This window comes from Rhizobium sophoriradicis (assembly GCF_003939025.1).
Classification (GTDB): domain Bacteria; phylum Pseudomonadota; class Alphaproteobacteria; order Rhizobiales; family Rhizobiaceae; genus Rhizobium; species Rhizobium sophoriradicis.
Map to the genome: position 1 here is coordinate 30,469 of NZ_RQIH01000018.1, position 24,582 is coordinate 55,050.

Sequence of the window (24,582 nt, forward strand, 5' to 3'; positions counted from 1 at the left end):
TTAATAATTATCTGATCTACTGTTGCAGATCATCGGTCTGCTGGGAACAGGACGGATATCCATTTCGCGCATTTGTTGTACATATCGCGAATTAATAACTTTTTAACATAAGCTATTGAATTCGATCTTGAATTCTGCAAGGTTCTGGCCGCCAAAACCATGCAAGGAGTTCAAGACATGGCTACCAGCACTAGTACTTCGACACTTGATGCGGGCATCGGCTCGGCGATTTCCGCCTTCAAGTCGGCCCAGAACGAAGCGACCGCGCAGAGCCTGCAGGTTGCAACCGAAATCACCAAGATCAATGGCGTCGCAAACGCCATCAAGAAGATCGGCCCAGGCTGATTGAAACAATGGCGAGACGGGTTCGCCCGTCTCGCTTCCCCGCTCTCGAAGACAATAAAAGCCGCTCGACGGACGGTTCGGGAACAAGATGACCATGGATCTAGATCCCTCTTCGCCGACATTCAGAGGTAACGCCGGCAACACTGCGTCAGGCAGCGGCGGACCGGTCTTGCGCATCACGCGCGCCGGGCGCAGCTCCATTCTGCCGTTGACGGCGGAGCGGCAGGTGGTCGGCGGCAGCGCCGATTGTGACCTGATCATCCTAGGCGCCAAACCGGAACCCGCCTTTGCCATCAGTCTGCAGCGCTCCCGCGGCTCCGACACGGTGTCGTTGACCGCGTTGCGGGATGACGTGGCGATCGACGGTCGTTCCATCCCGCGCGATCGGACGATGAGCCTTACGAAGAGACAGACCATCTCCTTCGACGGCACGATCTGCGAACTCGAAGGTCTCGGCGCCCGGCGCGTGCGGTTCGAGCCGCGCCGGATTGCGGCTGCCGGCCTTCTCGGGCTGGCGGCGTTGCTTTTGCTGGCCGGCCTTTACAACAGCGATGCGCCGGCTCACGAAGCCCCGCTCGTCAAGGTTTCCGCCGCGCCCGAACCGGCGCCGTCATCGGCGGCGATCGCTGCCGAAATCCGCCAGGCCATTCGTATGGCTCAGCTTCCCCAAGATCTGAGCATCGTCGCCACCGCCGACGAAATTCGCATCGGCGAAGGATCGCGGCCTCTCGGCCTGCCCGATGAGACCAAGCTGCGCAGCATCATCGCCTCGATGAGCCGGCGGGGTTCCGTTTCCATCGTCGATCTCACCGCCCTCTCTTCCGGTCTCGACGGCTTCGTCGCCGCCGCCGGCTATACGCCCGTCAGATTCATCATCGGCTCCGACGGTCGCCGCTACGAGGAAGGCGATGTCGTTGCGAGCGGCTGGCGCATCAAGGAGATCGGCAAAGACCAGATGATCGTTTCCCGTGACAGTGAGGACGATACGGTCAATTTCGCCTCTGCCGGCAATGCCGAGCCGAAGCTCGCCGAAATTTCCAGCAGCGAACAAGAATAGGCGATGGCGTCGGAAGCCGGATCATGAAGGTAAGGTCATCCGCCATCGCCATGCTTGCGCAGCGCACCGATATGCTGCTTGCGGTTTTTTTCGCCTCCGTCGTGACGATGCTGGTGCTGCCGCTTCCGACAATCGTTCTGGACGTGCTGATCGCTTTCAATCTCTCCTTCGCTTTCGTGGTGCTGATCACCACGACCTATCTGAAGAGCGTGCTTGAAATCGCGACCTTTCCCGCGGTCATTCTGATCGGCACGCTGTTCCGCCTGGCCTTGACGATTTCCTCGACCCGGCTCGTGCTGGCGGACGCCGATGCCGGCGAGATCATCATGGCCTTCGGCGATTTCGTCGTTGCGGGAAATGTCGTCGTCGGGCTGATCATTTTCCTGATCGTGGCGCTGGTGCAGTTCATCGTGGTGACGAAGGGCGCCGAGCGCATCGCCGAGGTCGGCGCCCGTTTCACGCTCGACGCCATGCCGGGCAAGCAGCTCGCCATCGACAGCGACCTGCGCAACGGCCATATCAGCACGGAAGCCGCGCAGAAGCGCCGGTCGCGTCTCGAACAGGAGAGCCAGTTCTTCGGCGCGATGGACGGCGCCATGCGCTTCGTCAAGGGCGATGCGGTCGCAGGATTGGTGATCGTCGCCGTCAATCTCATCGGCGGCCTGGCGATCGGTATCTTCCAGAAGGGCCTGAGCTTTGCCGAGGCGGCCCATCTCTATACGCTGCTGTCGATCGGCGACGGCCTGGTCTCGCAGATCCCATCCATTCTGATGGCAGTCTCGGCGGGTATCGTCGTGACCCGCGTGTCCGATGACGGCAATGGCAGCCTCGGCAGCGATATCGGCCGCGAACTCTTCCGGGAGCCCCGCGCATTGGCGATTGCGGCGGCGCTGACGATCTGCGCGGGCTTCGTGCCGGGATTTCCCACAGGCGTGCTCGGCGCAATCGGCCTGTGCCTGGCGGGCCTTGCCTTTATGGTGCATCGCCGGCGCACCGGCCCGGCCGCAGCCGGATCGGCGAATGCCGTGGAAAGCGCCAATTCCTATCCGCTCGACCGGACGAAATATGGCGATCCCGTCGTCGCCACCGTCTCGGTGGAAACGCTGGCGCGGCTTGAGGCGATGCGGCTCGGCGAAATGCTGGACGGGCGGATCCGCATGGCGGCGCGCGCCGTCGGCGTCTCCGTGACGGTGCCGACGTTCAACGCCGATCCCCGCATGGCCGAGGATCTGATCCACCTTCAGGTCGAAAACGTGCCCGCCGGTCTCGTCAGCTGCGGTCCCGAACGGACGGCCGAACAGATTGCCGACGACATCGTGCGCATCGTCCGCCGCCATATCGGCGCCCTGTTCAGCGTCGACGACGCGGCACAATGGCTGGGCAGCCTCGAACCGCGTCTCGGCAAACTGGCGATCGACGTCGCCACCCAGGTGCCGCTGATGCTGACGGTCGCGGTCGTCAGACGCCTGCTGGATTCCGGCGTGACGCTTTCCCAGCCGCGCGGACTGCTGGAAGTGATGCTGCACGCCGGCACCGATCACGCGCCGGATGCCCTGGCCGAAATGGCGCGCGCCGCGCTGGTCAAGCAGATCGCCTTCGGGCTTCTCGACCGGCGCGGATTGCTGCCGGCGCTGGTGCTTCCCGCCGAATGGGACCACTTCATCCGCTCCTATGACGCCGCTGGAGCGACCGAGAAGATCGAGATAGCCGAAAGGCTGCGCCTGCTGGCCGAGAAAGCCAGGCAGGCTCTCGAGGACGCCAACGAGCGGGGATACGATCCCATCATCATCGTGCCGGGCGAGTGGCGCCTGCTCACCCAGACGCTGATGATCCACCACAACTGCCGCATTCCGGTGCTGGCGGCGGAGGAGATCGACAGGGATATAACGATCGAAACCATCGGAGAGATCGGGCAAATCCGGAACGCTGCCGGCTCCAAACAAAGGCCGGGCTGATAGAGCAAGTGAAGTAGACGAGACCAACTGGGGATGAATGCAATGTGTGGCGTAGATGGACAAAGGCCCATAGACTTCGACAGAACCTCCCGTTTCGACCTTGAGTCCGATTGCCTTGGCGGCAGCAATAGGGCCGACACGGATTTCACCGCCATCCGAACCCGCAAGGTCTCGCCCTTCGAAGATTTCTCCGGCAACCCGCCGACGCTGACCTCCTATGTGCCGAAGTCGCGGGAAACGTCGGAAAACGGCATGGATTCCGACCCCAAGGATCTGCTGCGCAAGCACATCAACTGGCAATCCCACTCCAAGAAGGTGGATCCATCCGACGAGAAACAGGCCACGACTTTGCAGACCACGACGGAAAAACCCGACCTCTCGAAAGAGGGCAGCGTCATCGTCGTCAACGAGCCGATCGTCGTGGATGGCGGCGTGTTCGACGGCAAGGGCGCGACCTATACGGCCTCGTCCAAGCTCGGCGATGGCGGCCAGTCCGAAACCCAATCGCCGCTGTTCATTCTCAAGAACGGCGCCACGCTCAAGAATGTCGATCTCGGCGAGAATGGCGCCGACGGCATTCACGTCTATGGCGGCGCGACGCTCGAAAACGTCAATTGGCAGAATGTCGGCGAGGATGCGCTGACGGTAAAAAGCGCCGGCGACGTCACTATTATCGGTGGCTCCGCCAAGGGCGCGACCGACAAGATCTTCCAGATCAATGCCGACACGAGGTTCTATCTGAAGGATTTCGTCGCTGACGGCTTTACCACGCTCGTGCGCACCAACGGCGGCAAGCAGATCGACGCCGACGTCACCATCGATGGCGGGGCGTTCTCCCACGGCAGCAACGTCTTCCGCACCGACAGCTCGCTTGCCAGCGTGACGTTCCTCTCCGATATCACGCTGGACGATGTGAAGAACTGGACGCGTGTAGGTGACAACCAATCGGGCGTCTGAGACGCCCGACCACCGGAACCGCAAAGCGAAGATCAAGCGGGCGGCTTAGGCTCCCGCTTTTCATTGCCGGCCTGGTCCTTGCCTGCGCGGCGGGCTGCTGCGCATTTCCGCGCCGATTTGCCGGCGCGCCGATTTCAGCTTCGGGTCGCCCTGGGTATCCTTGTATTCGCGCCGCGCCTCGGTCTTGGTCATGCGGTGTTCGTGCCTGAACAGCGCGCGCGAAATGCGGATATCGAAAAAGGCCGCCGCCACCATGATGCCGGCGGCAATGACGAGGATCGAGCCGAGGAGATGGGCTGTCGTGGAGAGCGTGCATGCTTCTCCGCAAAGAGGCGACCAGAAGATGCTGTTGAGGAAATAGAGGATCGCACCGCCGCCGGCGGCGGCGAGCAGGACAAACTTGACGAGCCCCTTGACGAACTCGGCGATGCTCGCGAGCGAAAAAAGCCTCTTGATGCCCTCGAACGGATTGAGCCGGGTGAAATCGAAGCTCATATGTTTGAACGATACGGGAAACCCCTGCCCGTCGAGGATCGACACCAGGATGGTCGCGGCAAGACCCATGGCAAGCGGCAGCCACATGAGATCGAGCAGCGCCACGCCGGTTTCGCTCAAGCCGACAGTGACGGCGTCGGAGAGGTCGGCCCGCGCGGCGGACTGCAGGCCGCTATCGAAACTGCGGGTGAAATCCTCGAGGATATCAGGCAAGCCCCAGGTGACGTAGACGGCGATGGCAAGAACGGAGATCGCAACCGGGATTTCCTTCGAGCGGGGAACCTGGCCCTCGCGGCGGAGCCGATCGAGCTTCACCCGGCTCGGCGGCAGGGTTTTTTCTTCGGTATCGTCATTTTTGGCCATGGGTCACCTCCAGCATGGCTTTCACCTCGTTGAATCCGTCGATCCAGAGATCGTGGAAATAGCTGGAGATGAAGGCCGTGTAGATGACGAGAATGACCACGACCGCGAAGTTCTTGATGGCCGGCAGGCTATCGTTCAGCGGGAATTGTTTCGACGAGCGGCCAACGAAGGCCAGCGACAATTCGAGCGCGCAGGTGACGATCATGAACGGGGCGGCAAGCAATCCGGCCGCTTTGAACAGCCGGCCGAATACACCGAGGATCATGTCGAGCGGATCGTCGGGCATGGCGGGCATGAGCTTGAAGAGCGGCCAGAACTCGAACGACTTGTAGAAAATCGCGACCAGATCGATGATGCCGCCGGCGCTGACGAAAATCACCAGGGCGATCGACATCATCAGCGAACCGAGCGGCGCGGTTTCCAGCGCGTTGATCTGGTCGAAGAGATTGGCGGCATTGGCACCGCGATAGACATCAGTCATATCACCCGCCGCCTGGGCCGCCCAGAAGGGAATGCCGAGCCCCATGCCGACAAGCGCCCCGAAGCAAAGTTCCTTCATCGAAAGGGCGGCCAGATCGAACCAGGACGTATCCCCCAGCGCCAGCGTCGAATAAGCGAAGGCGACGGAGGGCGCCGACAGGCCGATTGCGAGGCCGAAACGCAGGATGCCGACGATGCTGAACAGCGAGAAGATCGGGAAGATCAGCAGTATCCCGAGCGCGCGGGCGGCGCCGAGCATGGCTGCGGCCGGTGCCGCGACCTCGATGCCGACGAGCGGAAGATGATCCGGCCCCATCCGCCTCGCCTCACTGAACCATGGTCGGGAAGTCGTTGAGGATGTGAACGGAATGTTCGATCAGCGGCGTTGCCAACACCCGGCCGAACAGCAGCAGGGTGATGGAGATCACGAAAATCTTGACGATCTGCGCGATGGTCTGTTCCTGGATCTGCGTCGCCGCCTGGAAGATGGCGATGACGAGGCCGAGAAGTGCGGCAAGGCCCAGAATAGGGCCGGCCAAGGCGAAGGTCGCCATCACGGACATGCCGATTTCGGCTGCGACCTGATCCTCACCCATGACGGCAAGCCTTTCCGGTCTGCGCGGCAGGCACCCGAACCGGTGCGTTCGTCATGGCAGGCTGCTCACTGCGCATAGGATAGCACCAGACCTTCCAGCAGTCGCCGCCAGCCGTCGATCGAGACGAAGAGCAGCAGCTTCAGCGGCGTTGAAACCACCGTCGGCGACATCATCTGCATGCCGAGCGCCACGAGAATGGCGGAGACGGCGAAGTCGATCATCAGGAAGGGCAGATAGATCAGAAATCCGATTTCGAATGCCCGCGTCAGTTCCGAAACGAGGAAGCTCGGCGTCAGAACGGTGATGTCGTCGGAGGCGATCGGGCTAACCGGTGCGTTTGCCCAGATTTTCTGCGATGCCTGGACGAAAAAGTCGCGGACCTCGGCATCGGAAAATTTCAGCATGAAATCCTTCAGCGGTGCCGCCACCTTGACCATGCCGTCCGCCATACCACTGACCGTGGCGAAATCGCCGCTATGGGCGAGCAGCAATTGCCAGCTGTTCTGCAGCACCGGGTTCATCACGAAGGCCGAGAGCACGATGGCGATCGCAAAGACCAGGAGATTCGGCGGTGTCTGCTGGATGCCGATCGCATTGCGCACGATCAGGAGAACGACCGAAATCTTGGTAAAGGAGGTTGCTATCACGGCAATGACCGGCAGCATCGAGATCGCCGCCATCGCCACGAGGCTCTGGGCAAGAGGAAAGGTCTGTTCCATCAGTCGTGCAGCATTGTCACGCGAACGGCGCTCAATCCATCCACGGAGATAATTTCCCCCCGCCCGATGACACGGCCCTGGGCGATGATATCGACGGCATCCGTCAGCGGCCTGTCGAGATTGAAGACATAACCTTCGCCGATCGTCTCGAGTGTGCGAAGCGGAAGCTCCAGCCGTCCTGCATCGAAGACCAGCTTGATCGGGATGCTGTCGACAGGCGACGGACGCGGCTCGCCCTGCAATTCCTGATCGACGGTTTCATTCGTCATGAAATGCCTCATTGGTCCGGTTGGCGTCGACAGAAGCGGCTGGGTGAGGACCGCGCCTTTGTCCGATCGCATGCAGGTTGCAAGGTAACGTTCACCCGTGATCGCGATCACGGTCTCCGGCGCCGCCCCATCGATGACGATGCCGTCCCCCAATCGCAGGGATTTGATCTCACCGACCGACAGCACGGCATAACCGCGCCGGATGCCGACGGTCGTCGTCAGGGCATCGAGCGTGCGGCGCGGCAGGCGGCTCGCCCAGCCGACCAGCCCGTTCAGAAAAGCCTCGTCGAAGCGGCCGCTCAAGGGCAGGCTCATGCCGTTCCAGCCGATTTCGAAGCCGAAATTGCCGCTGGCATCCGGCTGCGGCTCCACGCCGATCTGCAGCAGCGACAGGCTGATGCCGATCTTGTTCTCGATTGCCTCGAAGGCCTCGACGAACTGATGTTCGACCACCGCCGCCTGTTCATGCGGCGACAGTTTTTCCCAGAGGAGCAGCGGTTCAAGCCTTTCGGCCAGCAACCGCAATGCGCCGGCCGACGCAATCAGCATCTGCTCCCGTTCGCCGATGCGGCAGAGAAGACCGACCGGATCGACGATCCGCGCGGCTGCGATATCGGGGGACAGTGGGCGAACGGAAAGCGTCTGCTCCCGGACCGGAATTTGCCAGGCGGCGCGCATCATCGTGTCGGAACGGGAAAAGAAGCTCTCGGCCATCGATGACCGGGGCCATGCGGTCGCTGCGATATTCATCGGACAAGCTCCTCGATCGCTTCGACGATCACGCCGAACGGCTGCGGCTTGCCCTGGCCGTCAAACAGGAAGCGCTGGATGAGCCCGTGTTTGGCGACGGCCTCGTCGACGGCGGCATCGCGCCCCTGGCGATATTCGCCGACGCGAATCAGCAGTTCCACCTCGTCATAGAGGGCCAGCAGGGCGCGCAGCCTGTCGGCGGCCTGGCGATGGCTCTCGCTCACCACCGCGCTCATCGTCCGGCTTCGGCTGGCCAGCACATCGATCGCCGGAAAATTGCCCGCCCTGGCAATCTTGTCGGAGAGCACGATATGGCCGTCCAGCAGCGATCTGGTTTCTTCGGCAATCGGATCGTCCTGCTCTTCGCCTTCGACGAGGACCGTATAGAAAGCTGTCATCGTGCCGTTTGCGCTGTTGCCGGCGCGCTCGAAGATCTGTGGCAAGACGGCGAATACGGAAGGCGGAAAGCCGCGTCGCACCGGCGGTTCGCCGGCAGCAAGCCCCACTTCGCGCAAGGCGCGGGCCATGCGGGTGACGCTATCGATGACGAGCAGCACATGTTTTCCCTGCTCGCGAAAATATTCGGCGATCGCCGTTGCCGTCATCACCGCCTTGAACCGCTCCAGCGCCGGGCGATCGGATGTGGCGACAACCAACGCCACATTCGAGGGGACGCCTTCCGGCATGTTGCCGGCAACGAATTCGCCGACCTCGCGTCCGCGTTCGCCGACCAGGGCGCAGACGATCACATCGGCCTTGTTGTTGGCGACGATCTGGGACACCAGCGTCGACTTGCCGGCGCCAGGCGCGCCGAAAATACCGATGCGCTGGCCCTGGCCGCAGGTCAGCAATCCGTCCAGGGCGGCAATCCCCGAGGTAAACGGCTGGCGGATGGGGCGCCGCGACAGAGGATCGACCGGCTGGCCGTAGAGCGGCTGCAGGAAACGCGCGTCCTCGCCGGCGGGGTTGGCGGAGGGACGCAGGATATTGCCGTGTGCGTCGACGATCGCGCCGAGCAGGAAATTGCCGACGGAGACGGCCGGTTCCCGGCCGGTCGGGACGATTTCCGTGCGCAGGGAGATGCCGCGGGTTTCGCCGTGAAGCGAGAGAAGCGCCGTCTCGCCGTCGATGCCGACGACATCGGCAAGGCCGATGCGACCTCGGCCCGGCTCATGCAGTTCACAAAGCTCGCCGATCCTGACCGAGGGGATGAGCGCCCGCACCAGCAGGCCCGAAACACTCTTTACGCGCCCGCTCTGCCGCCGCACGTCCGTTTGTTCGAGTCTCCGCTCCATCCGAAGCAACGCGTCAACCATGGACGAGGGCCTCGATCACGGTGGCGAGCTGGTCTTTCAAGCCGATCTGGCTGCGTCCCGCCGACGTCTCCAGAATAATCTCGCCGGCAGACATCAGCGGATCCGTCTCGATAGTGATGCGGTGATCGATATCCGCAATTGCCCGGGCGATCATGGCGGCATCGTCGGGGGCGACATGCAGGGCGATCTCCTGGGCCTCAGCGGTCTGGGATATGGCGTGGCGGACCAATCGCCTCGTGCGCTCGTCGGCCTCCATCGATCCGAGGATCAATCCGACCGATTTCAGAACCACCGCCTCGACCCAGCTGTCGAGATTGGCAATTTCCTGTTCGGCTTTTCCGAGCGAGGCGGCAAGCCGTGCGGCGGCATCGCGAACGCCCTGTTCGAACCCGTCGCGATAGCCGTTTTGGGCGGCCTGCTCGCTGGCGGCGGCAAGTGTCGCCTGCGATTGGGCGGCGTCGTGGCGGGCAGCCTCCAGAATTTGCGCCGCCTCTCTGATCTGGCCGAAACTCTCCGCCGGAATGATGCGGTCGTGGCGCGCAAATCCCGAGCTCATCGTCCGGCGCCTTCCTGTATGGAGGCGACCTCGTCGACAGCGGCCGTCGCCAGAACGAGCGCCGGGCTCTTCAAGAGGGAAGCCGAGCCGTTTTCGGCCATGTCGCGCCAGCCCGCCCACCGCCATGCCGCAGAGATCCGGTATTCGTCTGCCAGAAGCGCCAGCATCGACCAGCCATCGGCCTCGACGACATGCCTTGCCTGCTCGCTCAACAGATCAAGCGGCGGCGTTGCCGTGGAAAGATTGATGTGGCCGAGGGCGAATGCGACCGCTTCCTCGCCGTAGACGGCCTTGAGCCTCGCAAGGGTCGGGCGATCGACCGCGGGGCAGAAGGCTGCGAGATGATAGGCGAGGCCCGCCCGGAGCGCGGCCGTTGCGCGTCCGCCCGCGTCCATGGAAATCAGGCGGCGGGCGCCGTCGGCAAATGTGGCGGGGTCGCCATGGGCTTCCGCGATCTCAGTGAAAAGCCGCCGATACAGCCGCGGTGACAGGGTAGACCCATCGGCAAGGAGCGGCGCGGTCCCATCCCATCGGGCGGCCGGCAGCATATCCGCGGAAAGCAGCGCTGCCCTGCGGATCCTCGCGGCATACGAGATCGCCTCGCCGTCCGAACGCGGCGTGCGCATGCTCAGCGCTCCTTCCGCTGCGGCAACAGCAGCAGCAGGCATGCCCCGATGGCGAGGATGATGGCGCCGATCACGGCCAGATTGGGGCCTTTGAAAGCCGAGAGAGCGCTTTGCACCATCGAGAATGGCGCCGCAGCGGGTGCCGGCGTCACTGGTGCTGCTGGGGCGGGCGCTGCGGCTGTGGCAGGAGCCGCCGGCGCGCCGACCTCCGACCAGGGGCTGACCACCACCGAGACATCTTCGTAAGAGAGATCACGGATGCTGTTGACCAGAACGGATCGGCTTTTCATGTCGATCTCGTTGAGATTGGCGCCGGGGCGATATTGCAGCACGGCCGCCGCCCTCGCCTTCTCCTTGATGAGCCCGCGGCCGTTCTCCTCCGGCAGCACCACATGGACGCGCGCCGTCGCCACGCCGTCAAGCCCGGAAAGCGTTTCGGCAAGCTGCTGCTCGATGGCGTAGCTCATCCGGGCTTTCTGTTCGTAAGGCGTCACAAGGAAGCCGTTGCCGGGAAAGAGTTCGGCGACATTTCCGAACGACTGACGCGGCAGACCGGCGCCCGCCAGCAACTCGATCGCCCGGGCATGATCGGCTGATTCAGCGATGATCGCATAGGTCCCGCCCTTTTCGCTCTTCATGGTGACGGAGATGCCGGCGCGTTCCAGCAGGACCTGAGCATCCAGCGCATCGCGCTGATCGAGTCCCGTCAGCACGTCCTGGCTGCAGGCGGCGAGGAACAGGCAGAGGGCGAGCATGGCGGCCTTCGGAAGGACTTTGCGCGCGGGCGAAGAGATCGATGATCTCGCAAGGGCCGATGAGATCATGATATTCACTGGCCCTGCGTCAGCCGTTTGGACGACGACATCACCGACTGGGTGAGTGACGACAGCAGCGTCGTGCCGGTTGCGAATTGCTGTGATTTCTCCAGCCGGTCGATCGATGTCGTGATGTCTTCGATCTTCGGGCCGCTGTGATCCTTGTCCGCGGCAAATCGCACCAGCGGCGTCTCCGGCTGGCCGCTCCCGGCCACGGGCATGAAGAATGCCGACAGCCGTTCGAGAATGCTGGAGGGCCTGGTATTGCCTTCCGGTGAATAGGAGGGCGGGACGGCGTCGGACTCAGGCGCGATCTTGCGGCCCTGGGTGTTGGGAATAGAGGTGAGTTCGGTTGGCCGAAGGCCGGCGAAATCCGCCGGTTGCAGTCCGATCCGCTCCGCCACGATCTCCGAGGTCTTCAGCACATTGCCTGTCGATACGCCGTCGACGGGCGGCGTGAAGGCGCGGCCGGAAAGTTCTTCTCCACTCATTGCAATTCCTCAACTCGGTACACGTCAACTGCAAACGATGAACGGGAACGCTACTCGTCGCTGCCTTCGTCGATCGCCTCCTTGGCGAAATTGAAAAGCGAATTGTTCAGCATCAGGGTGTTGGAAATCATGCCTGGCAGAAACGCGTCCACGGCAGCGGAGAGTATCTCGCTCTCGCTGTTCGGATCGACCTTTTTCGTCGTGCTGCCGGTGGTGTCCTTGGAACCCGTCTTATCGGTCGTCAGCTCCACCGAGACAGGGTTTGCGAGCGCCAGGTTGAGGTCGGAGTTCACTGAATCTACGGCCATATGAGCACTTCCATCAAGGAGTTATCAAAATGAATGCATGATTTGATATGGATAAAAAAACGGCCGGTCAATTGTTTAAACTTAACCGATGGTTAATTTTCGGAACTTGCAATCGGCATTGACAACTTTATCGACCTTTATATTAAAATTGAACGTTTTTTATCCGTAAAGCGCAGCAGATATCCAGATTGCGCATGAAATTCATACTTAAATTTATTGCTATCAAATGTTCACAGGCCAGACTGCCTCTACGCCAACCGGGCCTGTGAGTACCCAGATATTTGGTGTTGCGAAAGCGTCCCGGATCAGCCCACCGCCGTACCGCGGCGCTTCTCGATATCGGCGATGATCGCGTCCCAGTTCTCAGGGGTCAGCTCGCGCTGTTCCGGGTCGCGGGGCGCGGGGGCGACGCCGCCCTTGGCGCCGACGATCGGGCCGGTCTTGGCGTAGATGCCGACCGTGTCGTTGACAGTGCGCTTAAGCATGTCGTTCATCATGTCGGTCTGCTTGTGGAAGGCTTTTTCCTGCTTGATGCTCTGGTAGATGGCAAAGCCCGCCCAGGCCGCCCAGGACACCGCGCAGGCGACTGCGAAGGCGAGCGAGAAGCCGCCGGAGACGAGCGCTACCGTTGCGCCCGTGCGCCCGAGGAAGGTGGAATTCACCAGCATATTGGCAACGCCTGCGATGCCCTCGATCGCGCCGACCGTGTCCGCCGCGGTTCCGATACCCATGAAGATGAGATCGACCGGATCGCCCTTGCCACTGGTGAGCCCCTGCAGGAACTGGTAATATTCCACCGGCAGCCAAGCGACGCCGGCAACGGCGCCAACCGTCGTCCCGGTATTCTTGAAAAAGGCGGAGAGCACGCTGCGCTGCGCCCGCGCCAGCTCGTCGGAAACGCCGACGAGTGAACTGATCCCATCCAGCAGCGAAAAATTCGAGGCTTTGATCGCCGAGCCGAGCGCACTGCCCATGTGCGCGAGAGCGCCAAGGGCGTGCAGAACCACGATGCCGATGCTGTCCCAGGTCGGGCTGGTCATGTTGAGGCCGGCATAGATGGAGCGGGATGCGGTGAGCACCGACATCACGCCGGAAGAGAGCGCCGCCTTGTATTTGACAGGATCGACCCCTGCCGGCGCCGCCGTCGCGGTCTTGTCGATCAGCTTGGCAAGGTCGGCCTTGATCGTTTCGACGCTGCCGCCCGGTCGCATCGTCGCCCAAAGCGCGGTGAAGATCGTCGTGAAATTGGTCTTGTATTGCGCCATGGCATCGGCATTGCCCTTGAACAGGGTTTCCGCCAGCGCGTCGAGGCTCGGGGCGATGATCTTCTTGATCGCCTCTTCGGCGGTCTTGCCGTCGACGATGATTGGATCGATCACATCCGTGCCGGGCATCAGCGTCTTCATCAGGCCTGACATGGAAAGTCCCATGTCCTTGAGGCTCGATGTCAGATATTCGCTGTCGATATAGGGCAGATCGAGACTTTGGATGGTCTTGCTCCAGCCATTGTCCTTGGTGGCGAACATGCGCTCGGCGATCCAGGCGTCGCCCCCGCTGCCGGCGAAGAAGCGCCCGCCGTCTGAGCCGTTGGCGGCAATGCCCTTGCCGGCCAGCCCGGTGCCGATCATGATCGCCGCCATGACGTCGTTGAACGAATAGCTGGCGAGATTGCTGGAGGGCAGCGGCGAGACGCTCTTGTCCCACTCGGCATTGGCCGGCAACTTCGAGACCAGGCTGGCGCCCATGACGAGCCCTTCCAGCGCGGTCTGCACCGCATGGCGGTAGCCCAAGACCTCCTTGCCGCCGGGTGCGCTCAGGCGCGACGTCAGGCGCTCCAGATTGCCGGCGAGATCGCCGATGCCGATTTCTCCGGCGCCTACCTTGTCGAGCAGCGGACCGAGAAGCGCCTTGACGTCGGCCTTGAACTGATCGCGCACCTCGGGGCTGTCTGACCCGTAAAACTGGTTGGCCATCGCCTGGATGGTCGGGTTGAACAGGTGGGTGATATTGTTGGGCACGGTGCTGCCGAATTCGGAAGCGGCAACCTTTTTCAAACCGTCGAGGTCGATCTTGAGATCGGGGAACAGGCTGCCGCCGAGCCCGAGCGACTGGTCGAAATCCATAACCGGCAGGATGGAGCCGAGCCCCTTCAGTTCCCGCTCGGTCTTGTTGCCGGCCAGTCCCATGCGGATCAGGCCATCGAGCGCCGTCGTCGGATCGGAGATCGTCGGCAGCACGTTCTTGTCGAAGAATTCGGCATAGGTCTTGTCGGCAATCGCCGAGCGCTGCTTTACGAAATCGTCGGGAAGCACCATGGAATAGAAGCCGAGGGCGGCATTATATTCCTTGAGAATGGTGGTGACGTCCTTGCCGGATTTGAGACCGTCATTCAGCAGGCCGCCATTGACGATGTCGCGCTCAAAGGCATCCTCGACCTTCGTACGCAGGTCCTTCATCTTCTCGTCACGCGTTATCGTGTCGTTGATGATCTCGGAAGCGTCCTTGTTCGTATCGGGCGGCGCCACGCGATAACCGGAGAAGATCAGCTTGAAGGCCTTCAGCGCCTTCTCCGTCATCAGCGAGTTGACGTCGGGGTCCGAGCCCAGGATGGCGATCGACTTGTCGAGATCCTTCAGGATCTCCTGGTCGTTGTAGATGCCGCGCTGGTTGTCGCCGAGGCTGTCCTTGTATTGGCCGAAGGTCGCCTTGGTCTGAAGCAGATCGAGATACATGATCAGTTTCTGCTCGGCAGTGTAATTGTGAGGGTTTTTGACGACGTCGATGCTCTCGAAGGATTTGTCCTTGTCCTTCAGCCCTTCCATGAAGCCCTGATTGATCTCGCTCATGAAATCGGAATTGAACAGGAGATCGATGACCGGCTGGATCGGCGCGGTAGGGCGGGACGTGCCATTCGACGTGGCGGCCAGCGAAACGAACTTCGGACTGCTCGTCTGCGCCGATATAGAGGAGAAAATCGTCAGGGCTGCCGTCGTGGTCCCGTCAGAGGCAAAAGGCGATGCCTTCTTGACCGTGGTGCTCGTGGTTTTGCCCTGGCTCGTGGAATTTTCGGACTTTGGATCGGAATTGGCGTTTAGCCGGAGAAATGAAACCGTATCGATATCCGAAGATGCTGGTGCGATCGATGACATGCGTTCCCTTTGATTTTCTTTTTCCGCTTTTCGCGGATGACGTCGTTTACCTTACGTTAGGCATAAGATCGACCTTTGCGTGATAATTCAAGCCCGATCGCGACATCGCGGTTGCATAAAATGCAGCGGCCTCGCGCCTGGAGATCAAAAATCACATTTTTACCGAGGGGTCGCAGGGTATTTCCCAGGCTGTGGCGGTCATCGTTGCCGCCCCTCTGCCTCTACCAGATGAATGACGGGTCTGGCCCAAATTCGAGATGCACGGACTCGCCGGTGTAGCGTTCAAGCTTCTCGTTCAGCTGCTTTTCCATTTTGTCGAGCTTCTTCACGCCATTGGCCATATCCCACAGGCCAAGCGCTAGCCCGACGGCCGAGGCAACGAGGCCGGTGACCAGTCCGGCCGCGGCAAGGCCGGTTTTGGCGGCGCTGCTGAAGATGGTCACGACTTCCGGCGCCACCGTTCCGAGTCCGGAAAAGGCACGGGACATGGCATTGGTCAGATAAAGCATCGCCTCGGAGAAACCGATGAGCGCGTTGCCGGTACCGGCAATGCCGCCGATTATTTCGAGCGCGCCCTTGGCGCGGTCGCCGGCCTTCATCGACCGCGACGCCGAATAGAAGCCGAGGCCGGCCATGGCGAGGCCGCCGGCCGCGCCGAGGATCTTGCCTGCCGCTTCCATCGTCTTCGGCGAGAAGTTCATCGAGATCCCCTTGCCCCAGCTGCCAGGCTGATTGCCGAAGGCGCTGAACGGTTTGCCGGCAACGTCGAGGTTCTTGCCGAGACCTTCCATCGTCATGCCGACGATCTGTGTCGCCGAGCCGACCGCAGCGGCGATATCGGCCGGCGTCCACTTGCCGCCGACACCGAGGCCGCGCGCCACCAGCACGCTCGACATCGTCAGCATCTGCACGGCGTGCATCAGACCGGCCTTGTACACTTCGGCATCGATGCCGGCAGGTGTCCGGGTCTGGCGCGGCAGATCGAGCGAATCCTTGAAGGAGGCAAGCGCATCGTCGAGCTTCATACCGCCGCGCATCATCCGCAGAACGCCGTCGACGTCGCGTGCTATGTCCTGTGCCAGGTTCTGTTTCAGCGTCTCGCCGCCATCGGCCGGGCCGTTTTTGCTGATGAAATCCTCGGCGAAGGTGTTTGCCAACTGGCTGATGGCGTCATTCGTTGCGCCGGGCACGAAGGTGTCATCCGGACCCGACAGCAGCGGCTCGAGATCGACACCCTGGCCGTCGCCGATATAATGTTCCTTGATGACGTTCGAGAAGGTGACGTTCGCGGCGTCGAGATGCGCGTCGATATAATCCTGGGGCAGGAGATCGACGAGCGTGTTGAGTTCGGAATAATAATCCTTCAGGGCATCTTCGAAGCTCTTGCCGGCGCTCAGCGCCCGGTCGATCGCCTTGCCGCCGCCGATATCGATCAGATAGGCGTCTTCGATGTTGGTGAGCAGATCGGAATTCGCCGGGCGTTGCAGATATTCCTTCATGCCGCTCGCGAAGATATCCGAGAGATGCTGCTGCGTCGCCGGATCGGCCGTCAGCTTTTCGATCCGCGCATCGAGGTCCTTGCCGACGCGCTCGCCATCGGGCACGCTGTCGCCATACTGGTTCATATAGCCATTGAACTGCTGTTTGATCTCGATGAGATCGTAGAGCAGCGTCGCCTTCTGTTCCGGCGTCAGCTGGTCGAGGTGGTCCATGTTGTCGGGCGCGACGAAATCCCGGCTCACGTCCTTCACGGCGTCGCCGAGAATGCCGTATTTGAGTTCGTCGAGCTTCTTCAGCGTCGGCTCATAGGCGGTCGACGGAGCGTAGCCGCGCAGCAGCTTGCTTTCCAGGATGTCGTTCTCGTCGATCGGGCGCTCCACGACCGGCTCGATGGCATCCGAGCCCGACATGACAAGGTCCATCTTCTTGAGGCTCGATGTCAGATAGTCGCTGTCGATATAGGGCAGATCGAGATTTTGGATGGTCTTGCTCCAGCCATTGTCCTTGGTGCCGAACATACGCTCGGCGATCCAGGCGTCGCCGCCGCTGCCGGCGAAGAAGCGTCCGTCACCTGAGCCGTTGGCGGCGATCTCCTTGCCGGCCAGCCCAGTGCCGACCATGATCATAGCCATGACGTCGTTGAAGGAATAGCTGGCGAGATTGCTGGAAGGCAGCGGCGAGAAATTCTTGTCCCAGTCCGGATTGGCCGGCATCTTCGAGACGAGGCTGGCGCTCATGACGAGCCCTTCCAGCGCGGTCTGCACCGCGTGACGGTAACCCCAGACTTCCTTGCCGCCGGGAGCGATCAGACGCGAGGTCAGGCGCTCCAGGTTGCCGGCGAGATCGCCAATGCCGATTTCTCCCGCGCCAACCTTGTCGAGCAGCGGACCGAGAAGCGCCTTGACGTCGGCCTTGAACCTGTCGCGGACCTCGACGCTGTCTCCCCCGTAAAACTGGTTGGCCATCGCCTCGATGGTCGGGTTGAACAGGTGAGTGATATTATTGGGCACGGTGCTGCCGAATTCGGAAGCGGCAACCTTTTTCAAGCCGTCCAGGTCGATCTTGAGATCGTTGCCCGGGTCGGTTTCGGGCGTGCTCACCTTTGCATCGACCAGGATCGCGGTGGCGCCGCTTTTGCTCTGGGTAAATCCGACGAAGCCCCGCGCAGCGGAGATGTCGAGTGCCTGCCCGTTGCCGCTCGGCGCGATCTTGCGTATTTCGCCGGCGTCGATGGTTTTTGTCGATGCAGAACGGCCAGTCACGTCTTTCTGGCCGAGGTCCACGACCAGGGTTTCGACCTCTTTCGATCCGCTGCCAACACGTTCCAACATGATTTCGTCACTCCTGATCGACGGCCGCACCCTGAACGGAGGCCCGGAAAGCCTCGTTAGGTCAGAAGTTTTTCAGTGATATGACAAATGGGTGCTATCGGAGCGGCAAAATTGAACCATTGACCCCCACATAGCTTCCAAATTATACCGCAGTACAAATGCTGGTGACACCGCAGTCGCCAAGGTGCGGCGCAATAGAGCACGCTCCCGTAGGGAATGCGCTCACGAGACAGATCGAAGTCGGTCCTCGGGCTCGGTTTTCAGACTGCATTGTCCGGCAAATCGGTATAAGCCGTCCTCTCGAACAAATCAGGGGACAACATGGAAACCGTGGAAATCAGCAGCCGCAGCGACTTCGGCCTTTGGGCAATTGAGCGGGCGCGGGAAATCATAACGTCCGAGGGAACTGCTTTTGCGATGGCCGCTCGCGATATGGACGACGAGGCGCTTGCAAACGCTGCAGCCGCGCTAGGCAAGGCCATCAGCGATGCGATGGTGGAAGTGTTTGACGGCCTGATAGATGAATCGTGATTGTGAAGAGACAGCGGGTCACTGACCGATAAAAATTGGTCAGCACCGTCCGGGCTCGCCGTCTTCCCCTCTCATTGCAAACTGTCAGAAACTTGCATATATTTCTGACAAGAGAAATGCCATGCAAAAGCTGACATAGCAAATCATGGGACATGCTGAACGACTGCCGGAAGGATCCGCGCTTTCGGCAAAGAGTTTTTTGCATCTCGGAAATCGAGCCGCCCTGGATCAGGCTCTGTCGCGCCTGGCCGAGCGTGGCGAGCTCGTCCGGGCGGGCCGTGGTATCTATATGCGGCCCGTCAAAAGTCGCTTTGGCAGTCGGCCGCCGACGGTCGAACAGGCCGTAGAGGCGGTGGCGCAGCAGCGCGGTGAGGTCATCGTCTCGAATGGCGCCGCCGCGGCAAATGCCCTGGGCCTGACCTCCCAGGTCCCGGTCCGCTCCGTCTACCTGACATCCGGCCGTAGCCGGACGATGACCCTTGGACAGCAGACGGTCGAGCTCAAGCACGTGCCGCGCTGGCAATTGGCCTTGGCCGATCGACCTGCTGGCGTGGCGGTCCGCGCACTTGCATGGCTTGGGCCGGAGAGGGCCGATGAAGCACTGTCGCGGATCAAGCGAAAGCTGCCGCCGGAGGCGTTCGGCGAGCTGGTGGCGGCGGCTCCGCAGTTTCCGACCTGGCTTGCAAGAAGCGTAGGAAGGGCTGCGCATCGCTGATCTATTCCTGAGCTTGTCAAAGATGACCGGCGCGAAGCCTTGGCTGTGGCAGCCGACCACAGCGGACGGCCCATTCATCTCCTCGAAAAGGATGTCTGGGTCGTCTGGACGCTGCAGACGCTCTTTTCGTCCAAGCTCGGTGAGCATCTCGTCTTCAAGGGCGGCACCTCGCTTTCGAAAGCCTACGGTGTCATCAAAAGGTTCTCCGAGGATGTCGACCTGACCTACGATATCCGCGCCCTGGCGCCGGACTGTTGGCGACAATGACGAAGCACTGCCGAAAACCCGCAGCGAGGAGAAACACTGGACCAGCGAGGTGCGAAAGCGGCTTCCGGTCTGGGTGGCGGGCTCGGTGGAGCCGGTTATGGCGCGTTGCGCGTTCAATCTCTTCCGGCGGCAATCCGCCTCGAGGACGATACGCTCTACCTCGACTATGAAGCGGTGAGCAGCGGATCCGGCTATGTCGCCCCGAGCGTCATGCTCGAATTCGGAGCGCGTCGACCGGCGAGCCGGCCAGTATCCGCGATATCGACTGTGACGCGTCGGGCCAGGTTGATGGTGTCGAATTTCCGAAAGCGAGTCCCCGCGTCATGCACGCGGAGCGGACGTTCTGGGAGAAAGCGACCGCCATCCATGTCTTCTGCCTGCAGGAGCGCCTTCGCGGCGATCGTTTTGCCCGCCACTGGCATGATGTCGTCCGGCTGGACGATGCTGGTTTCGCCGACAAAGCATCCGCGGATCGGCAACTCGCCAATGCCGTGGCGAAACACAAATCCATGTTTTTTGCGGAAAAGGCGGCCGACCGCTCGCCCATCGACTACGCCGCAGCCGTCAACGGCAATCTGGTTCTGACGCCATCCGGAGAAGGTCTGCGTGCGCTCGGCGAGGATTACGTGCGCATGGTCGACGACGGCCTGCTGCTCGGCGATTCCGAGCCGTTCGAGCACCTGATCGAGCGATGCACGCAAATTCAGGCGCATGCCAACAAAAGCGACGCGTCAAAATAAGCAATTGCCGGCCCACAGCCGCACCTGCCCATTACTGTGAGTGCCCTGTCACCGACGCGGTTTGGCTTCGCGCCAATTATTAGGCGTTTGCTCGTGGCAGGCACCCTTGATGTGATGAGAGTGACCCGGTTATTCCGGCTCCGGCCTCGGCGAGGATGTGGCCAAATACCGCACGGGCGCGGGTTCGTTTGAGGAAAGTTGCGCCACGTAAAACGAAGATCCGGTGTGTTTGCAGTGAAGGCATTCCAATTCCCAATTTCAATCTCGCCGGAAGCCCGAGCAAGCTCAAAATCGCTGACGCGAGAATCGACACGGATGTTCCACTTGCCGCAACGGCACGTTCTCGCGCCAAGTGCCATCCTCCCACTGGCGCGCCGCACGCTTGATTGGCTCTATTCCCGCAGGGGGGGTCGACAAGACGACGGTCACTTCTTGGCGTCCAGCGGATCGATGTCGCCTTTCATCAGGAAGGCCGCAATCTCGACAGGGCCAGCGCGCCCGGGCGTGACGATGATTTTTGCCATCGCCTTGTCTGAATGAAGATGCGTCGAAGCCGGCTGTGCTGCCGCAGCGATAGGCGCGCGGTGGCGGCGTGAATCGCCAAGTTGCCGCAACGGCCAGCACGAGGAACTCGACCAACGTCTCGGCGGCGAAATAGCGGAAGGTGCATTCCGGTAAACCACGGCGATCGAAACTTAAATCCGTCGCAATCTTCTCGACACTCACGTAGCATGAGCCTCGCGAACAAACGCCGCCACGCCACTATGGCAATTTCACTTCTCCTCCTCGGGATGCCGACTAACACGTTCGCCCATCCCCATATCTTCGTTGATGCGAAATTCGAGGCGGTCGCGGCGCCCGATGGAAGCCTCCAGGAGCTGCGCGACACATGGCAGTTCGATGAGGTGTTTTCGTCGTCAGTGCTGCTCGACTACGACAAGAACCGCAACAATGCCCTCGACCCTGCGGAAGTTGCTGCCGTCGCCAAAACAGTCCGGGAGTCGCTTGCGCAGTACAACTATTATATGAACATCACGATCAATGGGAAAACACTCGCGCTTGCGAAGCCGGACATCCTGCATGGGACCTATGAGAACGGCTCCCTCACCCTGTCTTTCGCACAGAAGCCAATGGCCAAGACGCCGCTCAAAGGATTGATTGTTTTCGGCGTTTATGATCCGACACTCTATACTGCTCTCGATTTTGCCAGCGATGCCGATCTGAAAATCTCGGGCGAAGGCTTTAGCGGTTGCACTCACAAAGTCGTCAGGCCTGGCTCGAAAGAAATCCTTTCCGAAAATCAGGCGATGCTGACGACGATGTTCTTCAACGATCCAGTGGGCACAGACTACTCGCAGATTGTTGCGACCCGATTGGAAGTGCGCTGTTAAGGAGTGTCGAGGCATAATTGCGAACTATCGAACCTCGTTGTCGCCTCTGTCATGATGATCGATGTCATTCAGGTCTTTGTTTACATCACGGAGAGCACCAGATGCGTTCCAGGCTCAACCTTTTGCTAGCAACGGGGTTGGTCATCCTGGCACCAATGCTGTCCGGATCAACTCCCGCACGTGCCGCGGGCAAGAGTTCGCCTTTCCCGGCTTGGATAGCAGACTACGTCGGCGACGGGAAAGGCCAGATCACGCGCGTGGTTCTGGAGCGGGCGCGGAGGTTATATCTGGAGAAGGTCGCGGAGGGAACGGTCAAGAACGCCTGTTACTTCGCAATGGATGCGACACGACCCAACGATCTGACAGTTGGCCGGTTCTACGTGATCTGCGAGGCGAAGCAGTCGTTTCGGGTGATCTCGGCAGGGCATGGTGGCGGCCTCAACCTCCCTGGCGTGGTCAACTTCTCCAACGGCCGGGAATGCGCTAAGAATTTTGGCAACGCGCTGGACTCAAACTTGACCGCCGGCGCGTATCTGACAAGCGAGATCAAGACCTCGTTCAAAGGCTATTATCTGGCGCCTTCTAACAGAGAGGCGGTTTTGACCCGCTCGTTTGTTCAATTCGATGGGATCGGCGATACCGCCAACGCCAGACAACGCGCCATCGGCGGGCATGCTGCGGCGCTCGTCTCTGGGATCTGCATGCAGAAAAAGCCGGAGAGCCCATATGCCGATCGGAAAGGCTATGTCCCTGTCGGGAAGTTGGTCACCTATGCGGGCGGGCGAAGCGACGGATGCACCAGCTGGTCGCCGGAAGAGACCCCGGAAGTCTTGTCGATGGTCAAGGATAATCCGACGACGCTCTATATCTACCCGGAGGCGCGCGACATCGCCGCGGTCGGCCGGGCAACGACATCGGGCAAGTCGCCAGTAAGCGCTGGATCATACTGGAACGCTACCTGCCTTGGCGAGATCGGCTCTCCGCAGTTCTGGCCGAAAGAGCGGCTGGAGCCGATCATCGCAAGATATAAGCAGGATCATCCAGCACCACCGCCGCGTCCAATTCCCCTCTGCCAAGCATCCAATTGAAAAGCGGGTGGCATCTGAGAAAACGATCGTCGTTTTGAATGTCACCTTTAGCTTTGACGACCAAAGTCCTCTGCGTATAACATTGCTGCAGCAGCCTCCTCGTCGCCGCCAATGCTTGGAGCACACTGAGATGGAACTCGCTCGTTCTATCCTGAATGCCGCGACACTCGCAACCTCGGGAACCACAGGCACAAACACGCACGAATTTTGCTTTTCCTCGCAGGGCAAAATTATTCTGGCAGGGTGCTGCTGGCGAGCGCCCGGCAGGAGAAGCTGGAAAGTGGCAAGGTCGTGCGCGTCGACAGCACGTCACCGCCGCACTGATCCATGAGCCGAGCGACCGTAGCCTATTATGGGACGCTGTCCGGGTGACGGTGCGGCTGTTGCAGCAGGCCGTGGCACTGGGTAGAGCCATCCCATGGCACGACCACCGCCGCGCGGCAAAGAAGCGGGCTCGAGCGATCGAATACCCGCGGCCGCCCCAAACGGATCAAGCACTACCGCGAACTGCTCAAGATCACGCGCACGACCTTGAGTTATCTGCAGCAGGCGAGTGAACAGTTGCCCCTGACGGCTGGCCCGGCCGGCGAACTGTGGCAGACCCAGCCCCGCCACTATAAGCTGCTGATCGACCGGATCATCGGCCAGACCGAACGGCGGGTCCTGGCCGGCGAGCCGGTGCCGGCTGGCGAGAAGCTGGTGAGCCTCTTCGAGCCGCATGCCGACATCATCGTCGAAGGCAGCCGCGACGTCGACTACGGCCACAAACTCAATCTGACCACCGGCAGAAGCGGACTGGTCCTCGACCTCGTCGTCGAAACCGGCAACCGGCAGACAGCAAGCGTTTGCTGCCGATGCTGGAACGCCACATCGCCTTTTATGGCCAGGCGCCGCATCAGGGCCGGCTATGCCAGCCGCGATAATTTGAGCCGAGCCAAAGCCTGCGGCATCCGCGACATGGCCTTCCACAAGAAGTGCGGCCTCAAGATCGAAGATATGGTCGGTAGCCGGGGTCTATCGCAAGCTCAGAAACTTCCGCGCCGGCATCGAGGCCGGCATCTCATGTTTGAAACGCGCTTGTGGCTTGGGGCGCTGCACCTGGCGTGGGCTCGACCACTTCAAGGCTTATGTCTGGTCATCGGTGGTCGCTTACAATCTCGCCCTCTTTGCCCGCCTCCGGCCGGATCGTCGGCGTTGGTGAGGCGAACAATGCTGTCCGCGATGGCGAGGACGTTCTTCGACCGGTGGCCGATCCGTCAGCAGCCGATGCTCGGACGCTTCCAGCGCCTCTATCCGCCGGTACTCCGTCATGTCGATTTACGATCCGAAAAATAAAGCATCCTTCCGTCGTCCCCATGGATGGGACTTAAATGCAAGCGGTTCCAGAACTGCTCCCCGTTCTTCTTATAATTCAAGATCTCGACGCTCACCTCCCGCTCGTCGGCGATGCAGCGCGAAGTTCGGCGACGGCGATCGGAGACGTCGCCGGGCCCTAAAGGAAACGACAATTCCGGCCCAGCACCTCTCCGGCGGCGCAACCGGTCAGCTCGAGGAATGATCTGTAGGCCAGCCCGATCGGCAGATCCGGCTTGCGCGCGTCATTGACGACCATCGGCATCCTATTCGTTCGAACGCGACCGCCGCAAGTTCTTTCCGGTCGGCCAAGGCTGCTTCTGACGATACCGAAGGTAAGTCTTTGTCAAATTGGGTCGTCATCCTTCCACGCTCAATAAGAGGTCCGATAACGTCGCACGCCGTCTTTTTCCTAAAAG

The 24,582-nt window shown here is 61.1% G+C and carries 22 protein-coding genes and 3 pseudogenes; 11 read left to right on the forward strand and 14 right to left on the reverse strand.

The features are described from left to right. The first annotated feature begins 177 nt into the window (after nt 1-177). The 4 genes from EFR00_RS33165 to EFR00_RS26490 all read left to right on the forward strand — a co-directional run bounded on the left by EFR00_RS33165 (nt 178) and on the right by EFR00_RS26490 (nt 4,314). The gene (locus tag EFR00_RS33165) at nt 178-345 is read left to right on the forward strand and encodes a hypothetical protein (protein ID WP_007636000.1); all 168 of its coding nucleotides are present in this window, start codon (nt 178-180) and stop codon (nt 343-345) included. Between the two features lie 88 nt (nt 346-433). After that, nucleotides 434-1,402, forward strand: coding sequence for a SctD/MshK family protein (locus EFR00_RS26480; RefSeq protein WP_064820008.1), 969 nt, complete (start codon nt 434-436; stop codon nt 1,400-1,402). Between the two features lie 23 nt (nt 1,403-1,425). Beyond that, nucleotides 1,426-3,357, forward strand: coding sequence for a flagellar biosynthesis protein FlhA (locus EFR00_RS26485; protein WP_064820007.1), 1,932 nt, complete (start codon nt 1,426-1,428; stop codon nt 3,355-3,357). 42 nt (nt 3,358-3,399) lie between these two features. After that, a complete protein-coding gene (locus tag EFR00_RS26490) occupies nt 3,400-4,314 on the forward strand; it encodes a pectate lyase (RefSeq protein ID WP_046977186.1) in 915 nt (304 codons plus the stop codon). Between the two features lie 60 nt (nt 4,315-4,374). On the opposite strand, the gene EFR00_RS26495 is transcribed toward EFR00_RS26490, so the two are convergent. From EFR00_RS26495 to EFR00_RS26550, 12 genes are all read right to left on the reverse strand, one after another. Next, complete coding sequence (locus tag EFR00_RS26495; RefSeq protein WP_046977185.1) at nt 4,375-5,172, reverse strand: EscU/YscU/HrcU family type III secretion system export apparatus switch protein; 798 nt, start codon at nt 5,170-5,172, stop codon at nt 4,375-4,377. Continuing rightward, complete coding sequence (locus EFR00_RS26500; protein ID WP_046977184.1) at nt 5,159-5,968, reverse strand: EscT/YscT/HrcT family type III secretion system export apparatus protein; 810 nt, start codon at nt 5,966-5,968, stop codon at nt 5,159-5,161. The genes EFR00_RS26495 and EFR00_RS26500 overlap by 14 nt, the downstream gene beginning before the upstream one ends. Nucleotides 5,969-5,978: 10 nt before the next feature. After that, nucleotides 5,979-6,248, reverse strand: a complete 270-nt coding sequence (locus EFR00_RS26505) for a flagellar biosynthetic protein FliQ (RefSeq protein ID WP_046977183.1) — start codon at nt 6,246-6,248, stop codon at nt 5,979-5,981. A 65-nt stretch (nt 6,249-6,313) separates the two neighbouring features. Then, the gene (gene sctR / locus EFR00_RS26510) at nt 6,314-6,967 is read right to left on the reverse strand and encodes a type III secretion system export apparatus subunit SctR (RefSeq protein WP_046977182.1); all 654 of its coding nucleotides are present in this window, start codon (nt 6,965-6,967) and stop codon (nt 6,314-6,316) included. Next, nucleotides 6,967-7,986 carry a FliM/FliN family flagellar motor switch protein gene (locus EFR00_RS26515; protein WP_046977181.1) on the reverse strand — a complete coding sequence of 340 codons (1,020 nt, stop codon included), beginning with the start codon at nt 7,984-7,986 and terminating at the stop codon, nt 6,967-6,969. The genes sctR and EFR00_RS26515 overlap by 1 nt, the downstream gene beginning before the upstream one ends. Next, nucleotides 7,983-9,302 (reverse strand): FliI/YscN family ATPase, encoded by a 1,320-nt coding sequence (locus EFR00_RS26520; protein ID WP_046977180.1) that lies wholly within the window; start codon nt 9,300-9,302, stop codon nt 7,983-7,985. The genes EFR00_RS26515 and EFR00_RS26520 overlap by 4 nt, the downstream gene beginning before the upstream one ends. After that, the gene (gene sctL / locus EFR00_RS26525; RefSeq protein ID WP_046977179.1) at nt 9,295-9,858 is read right to left on the reverse strand and encodes a type III secretion system stator protein SctL; all 564 of its coding nucleotides are present in this window, start codon (nt 9,856-9,858) and stop codon (nt 9,295-9,297) included. Before sctL ends, EFR00_RS26520 begins: the two co-directional genes overlap by 8 nt. After that, nucleotides 9,855-10,484, reverse strand: coding sequence for a hypothetical protein (locus tag EFR00_RS26530; protein ID WP_077991531.1), 630 nt, complete (start codon nt 10,482-10,484; stop codon nt 9,855-9,857). Before EFR00_RS26530 ends, sctL begins: the two co-directional genes overlap by 4 nt. 2 nt (nt 10,485-10,486) lie before the next feature. Further along, nucleotides 10,487-11,317 carry a type III secretion system inner membrane ring lipoprotein SctJ gene (sctJ, locus tag EFR00_RS26535; RefSeq protein ID WP_046977177.1) on the reverse strand — a complete coding sequence of 277 codons (831 nt, stop codon included), beginning with the start codon at nt 11,315-11,317 and terminating at the stop codon, nt 10,487-10,489. Continuing rightward, on the reverse strand, nt 11,314-11,790 hold the full coding sequence (locus tag EFR00_RS26540; protein ID WP_064820006.1) for a hypothetical protein: 477 nt from the start codon (nt 11,788-11,790) through the stop codon (nt 11,314-11,316). The genes sctJ and EFR00_RS26540 overlap by 4 nt, the downstream gene beginning before the upstream one ends. Nucleotides 11,791-11,840: 50 nt before the next feature. After that, nucleotides 11,841-12,098 (reverse strand): hypothetical protein, encoded by a 258-nt coding sequence (locus tag EFR00_RS26545; protein ID WP_008534237.1) that lies wholly within the window; start codon nt 12,096-12,098, stop codon nt 11,841-11,843. 305 nt (nt 12,099-12,403) lie between these two features. Further along, on the reverse strand, nt 12,404-14,944 hold the full coding sequence (locus EFR00_RS26550) for a hypothetical protein (RefSeq protein ID WP_225884182.1): 2,541 nt from the start codon (nt 14,942-14,944) through the stop codon (nt 12,404-12,406). Nucleotides 14,945-14,969: 25 nt separating this feature from the next. Here EFR00_RS26550 and EFR00_RS33635 point away from each other — a divergent pair, with 25 nt between their 5' ends. Then, nucleotides 14,970-15,260, forward strand: coding sequence for a hypothetical protein (locus EFR00_RS33635; protein WP_004672580.1), 291 nt, complete (start codon nt 14,970-14,972; stop codon nt 15,258-15,260). A 208-nt stretch (nt 15,261-15,468) separates the two neighbouring features. Here EFR00_RS33635 and EFR00_RS26555 read toward each other — a convergent pair whose 3' ends face one another. Further along, a complete protein-coding gene (locus tag EFR00_RS26555; protein WP_064820005.1) occupies nt 15,469-18,078 on the reverse strand; it encodes a hypothetical protein in 2,610 nt (869 codons plus the stop codon). A gap of 321 nt (nt 18,079-18,399) precedes the next feature. Between EFR00_RS26555 and EFR00_RS26560 the strand changes: the two genes are divergently transcribed. From EFR00_RS26560 to EFR00_RS26600, 6 genes and pseudogenes are all read left to right on the forward strand, one after another. Then, nucleotides 18,400-18,609, forward strand: a complete 210-nt coding sequence (locus tag EFR00_RS26560; protein ID WP_064820004.1) for a hypothetical protein — start codon at nt 18,400-18,402, stop codon at nt 18,607-18,609. Nucleotides 18,610-18,754: 145 nt separating this feature from the next. Next, nucleotides 18,755-19,324 (forward strand): DUF6088 family protein, encoded by a 570-nt coding sequence (locus EFR00_RS26565; protein ID WP_225884183.1) that lies wholly within the window; start codon nt 18,755-18,757, stop codon nt 19,322-19,324. After that, nucleotides 19,317-20,331: pseudogene (locus EFR00_RS33330) on the forward strand (nucleotidyl transferase AbiEii/AbiGii toxin family protein). The gene EFR00_RS26565 and the pseudogene EFR00_RS33330 overlap by 8 nt, the downstream one beginning before the upstream one ends. A 731-nt stretch (nt 20,332-21,062) precedes the next feature. Then, nucleotides 21,063-21,722, forward strand: coding sequence for a DUF1007 family protein (locus EFR00_RS26585; RefSeq protein ID WP_016737409.1), 660 nt, complete (start codon nt 21,063-21,065; stop codon nt 21,720-21,722). Nucleotides 21,723-21,823: 101 nt separating this feature from the next. Further along, complete coding sequence (locus tag EFR00_RS26590) at nt 21,824-22,810, forward strand: hypothetical protein (RefSeq protein ID WP_064820003.1); 987 nt, start codon at nt 21,824-21,826, stop codon at nt 22,808-22,810. 240 nt (nt 22,811-23,050) lie between these two features. Next, nucleotides 23,051-24,011 (forward strand): annotated as a pseudogene (locus EFR00_RS26600) (ISNCY family transposase); the annotation flags it as partial. Here the strand turns inward: EFR00_RS26600 and EFR00_RS26605 are convergent. After that, nucleotides 23,989-24,526: pseudogene (locus tag EFR00_RS26605) on the reverse strand (PAS domain-containing protein); the annotation flags it as partial. The pseudogenes EFR00_RS26600 and EFR00_RS26605 overlap by 23 nt on opposite strands. Nucleotides 24,527-24,582 lie beyond the last annotated feature (56 nt).

Coding starts and splice junctions, on each gene's coding strand:
- EFR00_RS33165 (WP_007636000.1), top strand. CDS start 178: ATGGCTACCAGCACTAGTACTTCGACACTTGATGCGGGCATCGGCTCG.
- EFR00_RS26480 (WP_064820008.1), top strand. CDS start 434: ATGACCATGGATCTAGATCCCTCTTCGCCGACATTCAGAGGTAACGCC.
- EFR00_RS26485 (WP_064820007.1), top strand. CDS start 1,426: ATGAAGGTAAGGTCATCCGCCATCGCCATGCTTGCGCAGCGCACCGAT.
- EFR00_RS26490 (WP_046977186.1), top strand. CDS start 3,400: ATGTGTGGCGTAGATGGACAAAGGCCCATAGACTTCGACAGAACCTCC.
- EFR00_RS26495 (WP_046977185.1), bottom strand. CDS start 5,172: ATGGCCAAAAATGACGATACCGAAGAAAAAACCCTGCCGCCGAGCCGG.
- EFR00_RS26500 (WP_046977184.1), bottom strand. CDS start 5,968: ATGGGGCCGGATCATCTTCCGCTCGTCGGCATCGAGGTCGCGGCACCG.
- EFR00_RS26505 (WP_046977183.1), bottom strand. CDS start 6,248: ATGGGTGAGGATCAGGTCGCAGCCGAAATCGGCATGTCCGTGATGGCG.
- sctR (WP_046977182.1), bottom strand. CDS start 6,967: ATGGAACAGACCTTTCCTCTTGCCCAGAGCCTCGTGGCGATGGCGGCG.
- EFR00_RS26515 (WP_046977181.1), bottom strand. CDS start 7,986: ATGAATATCGCAGCGACCGCATGGCCCCGGTCATCGATGGCCGAGAGC.
- EFR00_RS26520 (WP_046977180.1), bottom strand. CDS start 9,302: ATGGTTGACGCGTTGCTTCGGATGGAGCGGAGACTCGAACAAACGGAC.
- sctL (WP_046977179.1), bottom strand. CDS start 9,858: ATGAGCTCGGGATTTGCGCGCCACGACCGCATCATTCCGGCGGAGAGT.
- EFR00_RS26530 (WP_077991531.1), bottom strand. CDS start 10,484: ATGCGCACGCCGCGTTCGGACGGCGAGGCGATCTCGTATGCCGCGAGG.
- EFR00_RS26540 (WP_064820006.1), bottom strand. CDS start 11,790: ATGAGTGGAGAAGAACTTTCCGGCCGCGCCTTCACGCCGCCCGTCGAC.
- EFR00_RS26545 (WP_008534237.1), bottom strand. CDS start 12,098: ATGGCCGTAGATTCAGTGAACTCCGACCTCAACCTGGCGCTCGCAAAC.
- EFR00_RS26550 (WP_225884182.1), bottom strand. CDS start 14,944: ATGAGCGAGATCAATCAGGGCTTCATGGAAGGGCTGAAGGACAAGGAC.
- EFR00_RS33635 (WP_004672580.1), top strand. CDS start 14,970: ATGACCGGCTGGATCGGCGCGGTAGGGCGGGACGTGCCATTCGACGTG.
- EFR00_RS26555 (WP_064820005.1), bottom strand. CDS start 18,078: ATGTTGGAACGTGTTGGCAGCGGATCGAAAGAGGTCGAAACCCTGGTC.
- EFR00_RS26560 (WP_064820004.1), top strand. CDS start 18,400: ATGGAAACCGTGGAAATCAGCAGCCGCAGCGACTTCGGCCTTTGGGCA.
- EFR00_RS26565 (WP_225884183.1), top strand. CDS start 18,755: ATGGGACATGCTGAACGACTGCCGGAAGGATCCGCGCTTTCGGCAAAG.
- EFR00_RS26585 (WP_016737409.1), top strand. CDS start 21,063: ATGAGCCTCGCGAACAAACGCCGCCACGCCACTATGGCAATTTCACTT.
- EFR00_RS26590 (WP_064820003.1), top strand. CDS start 21,824: ATGCGTTCCAGGCTCAACCTTTTGCTAGCAACGGGGTTGGTCATCCTG.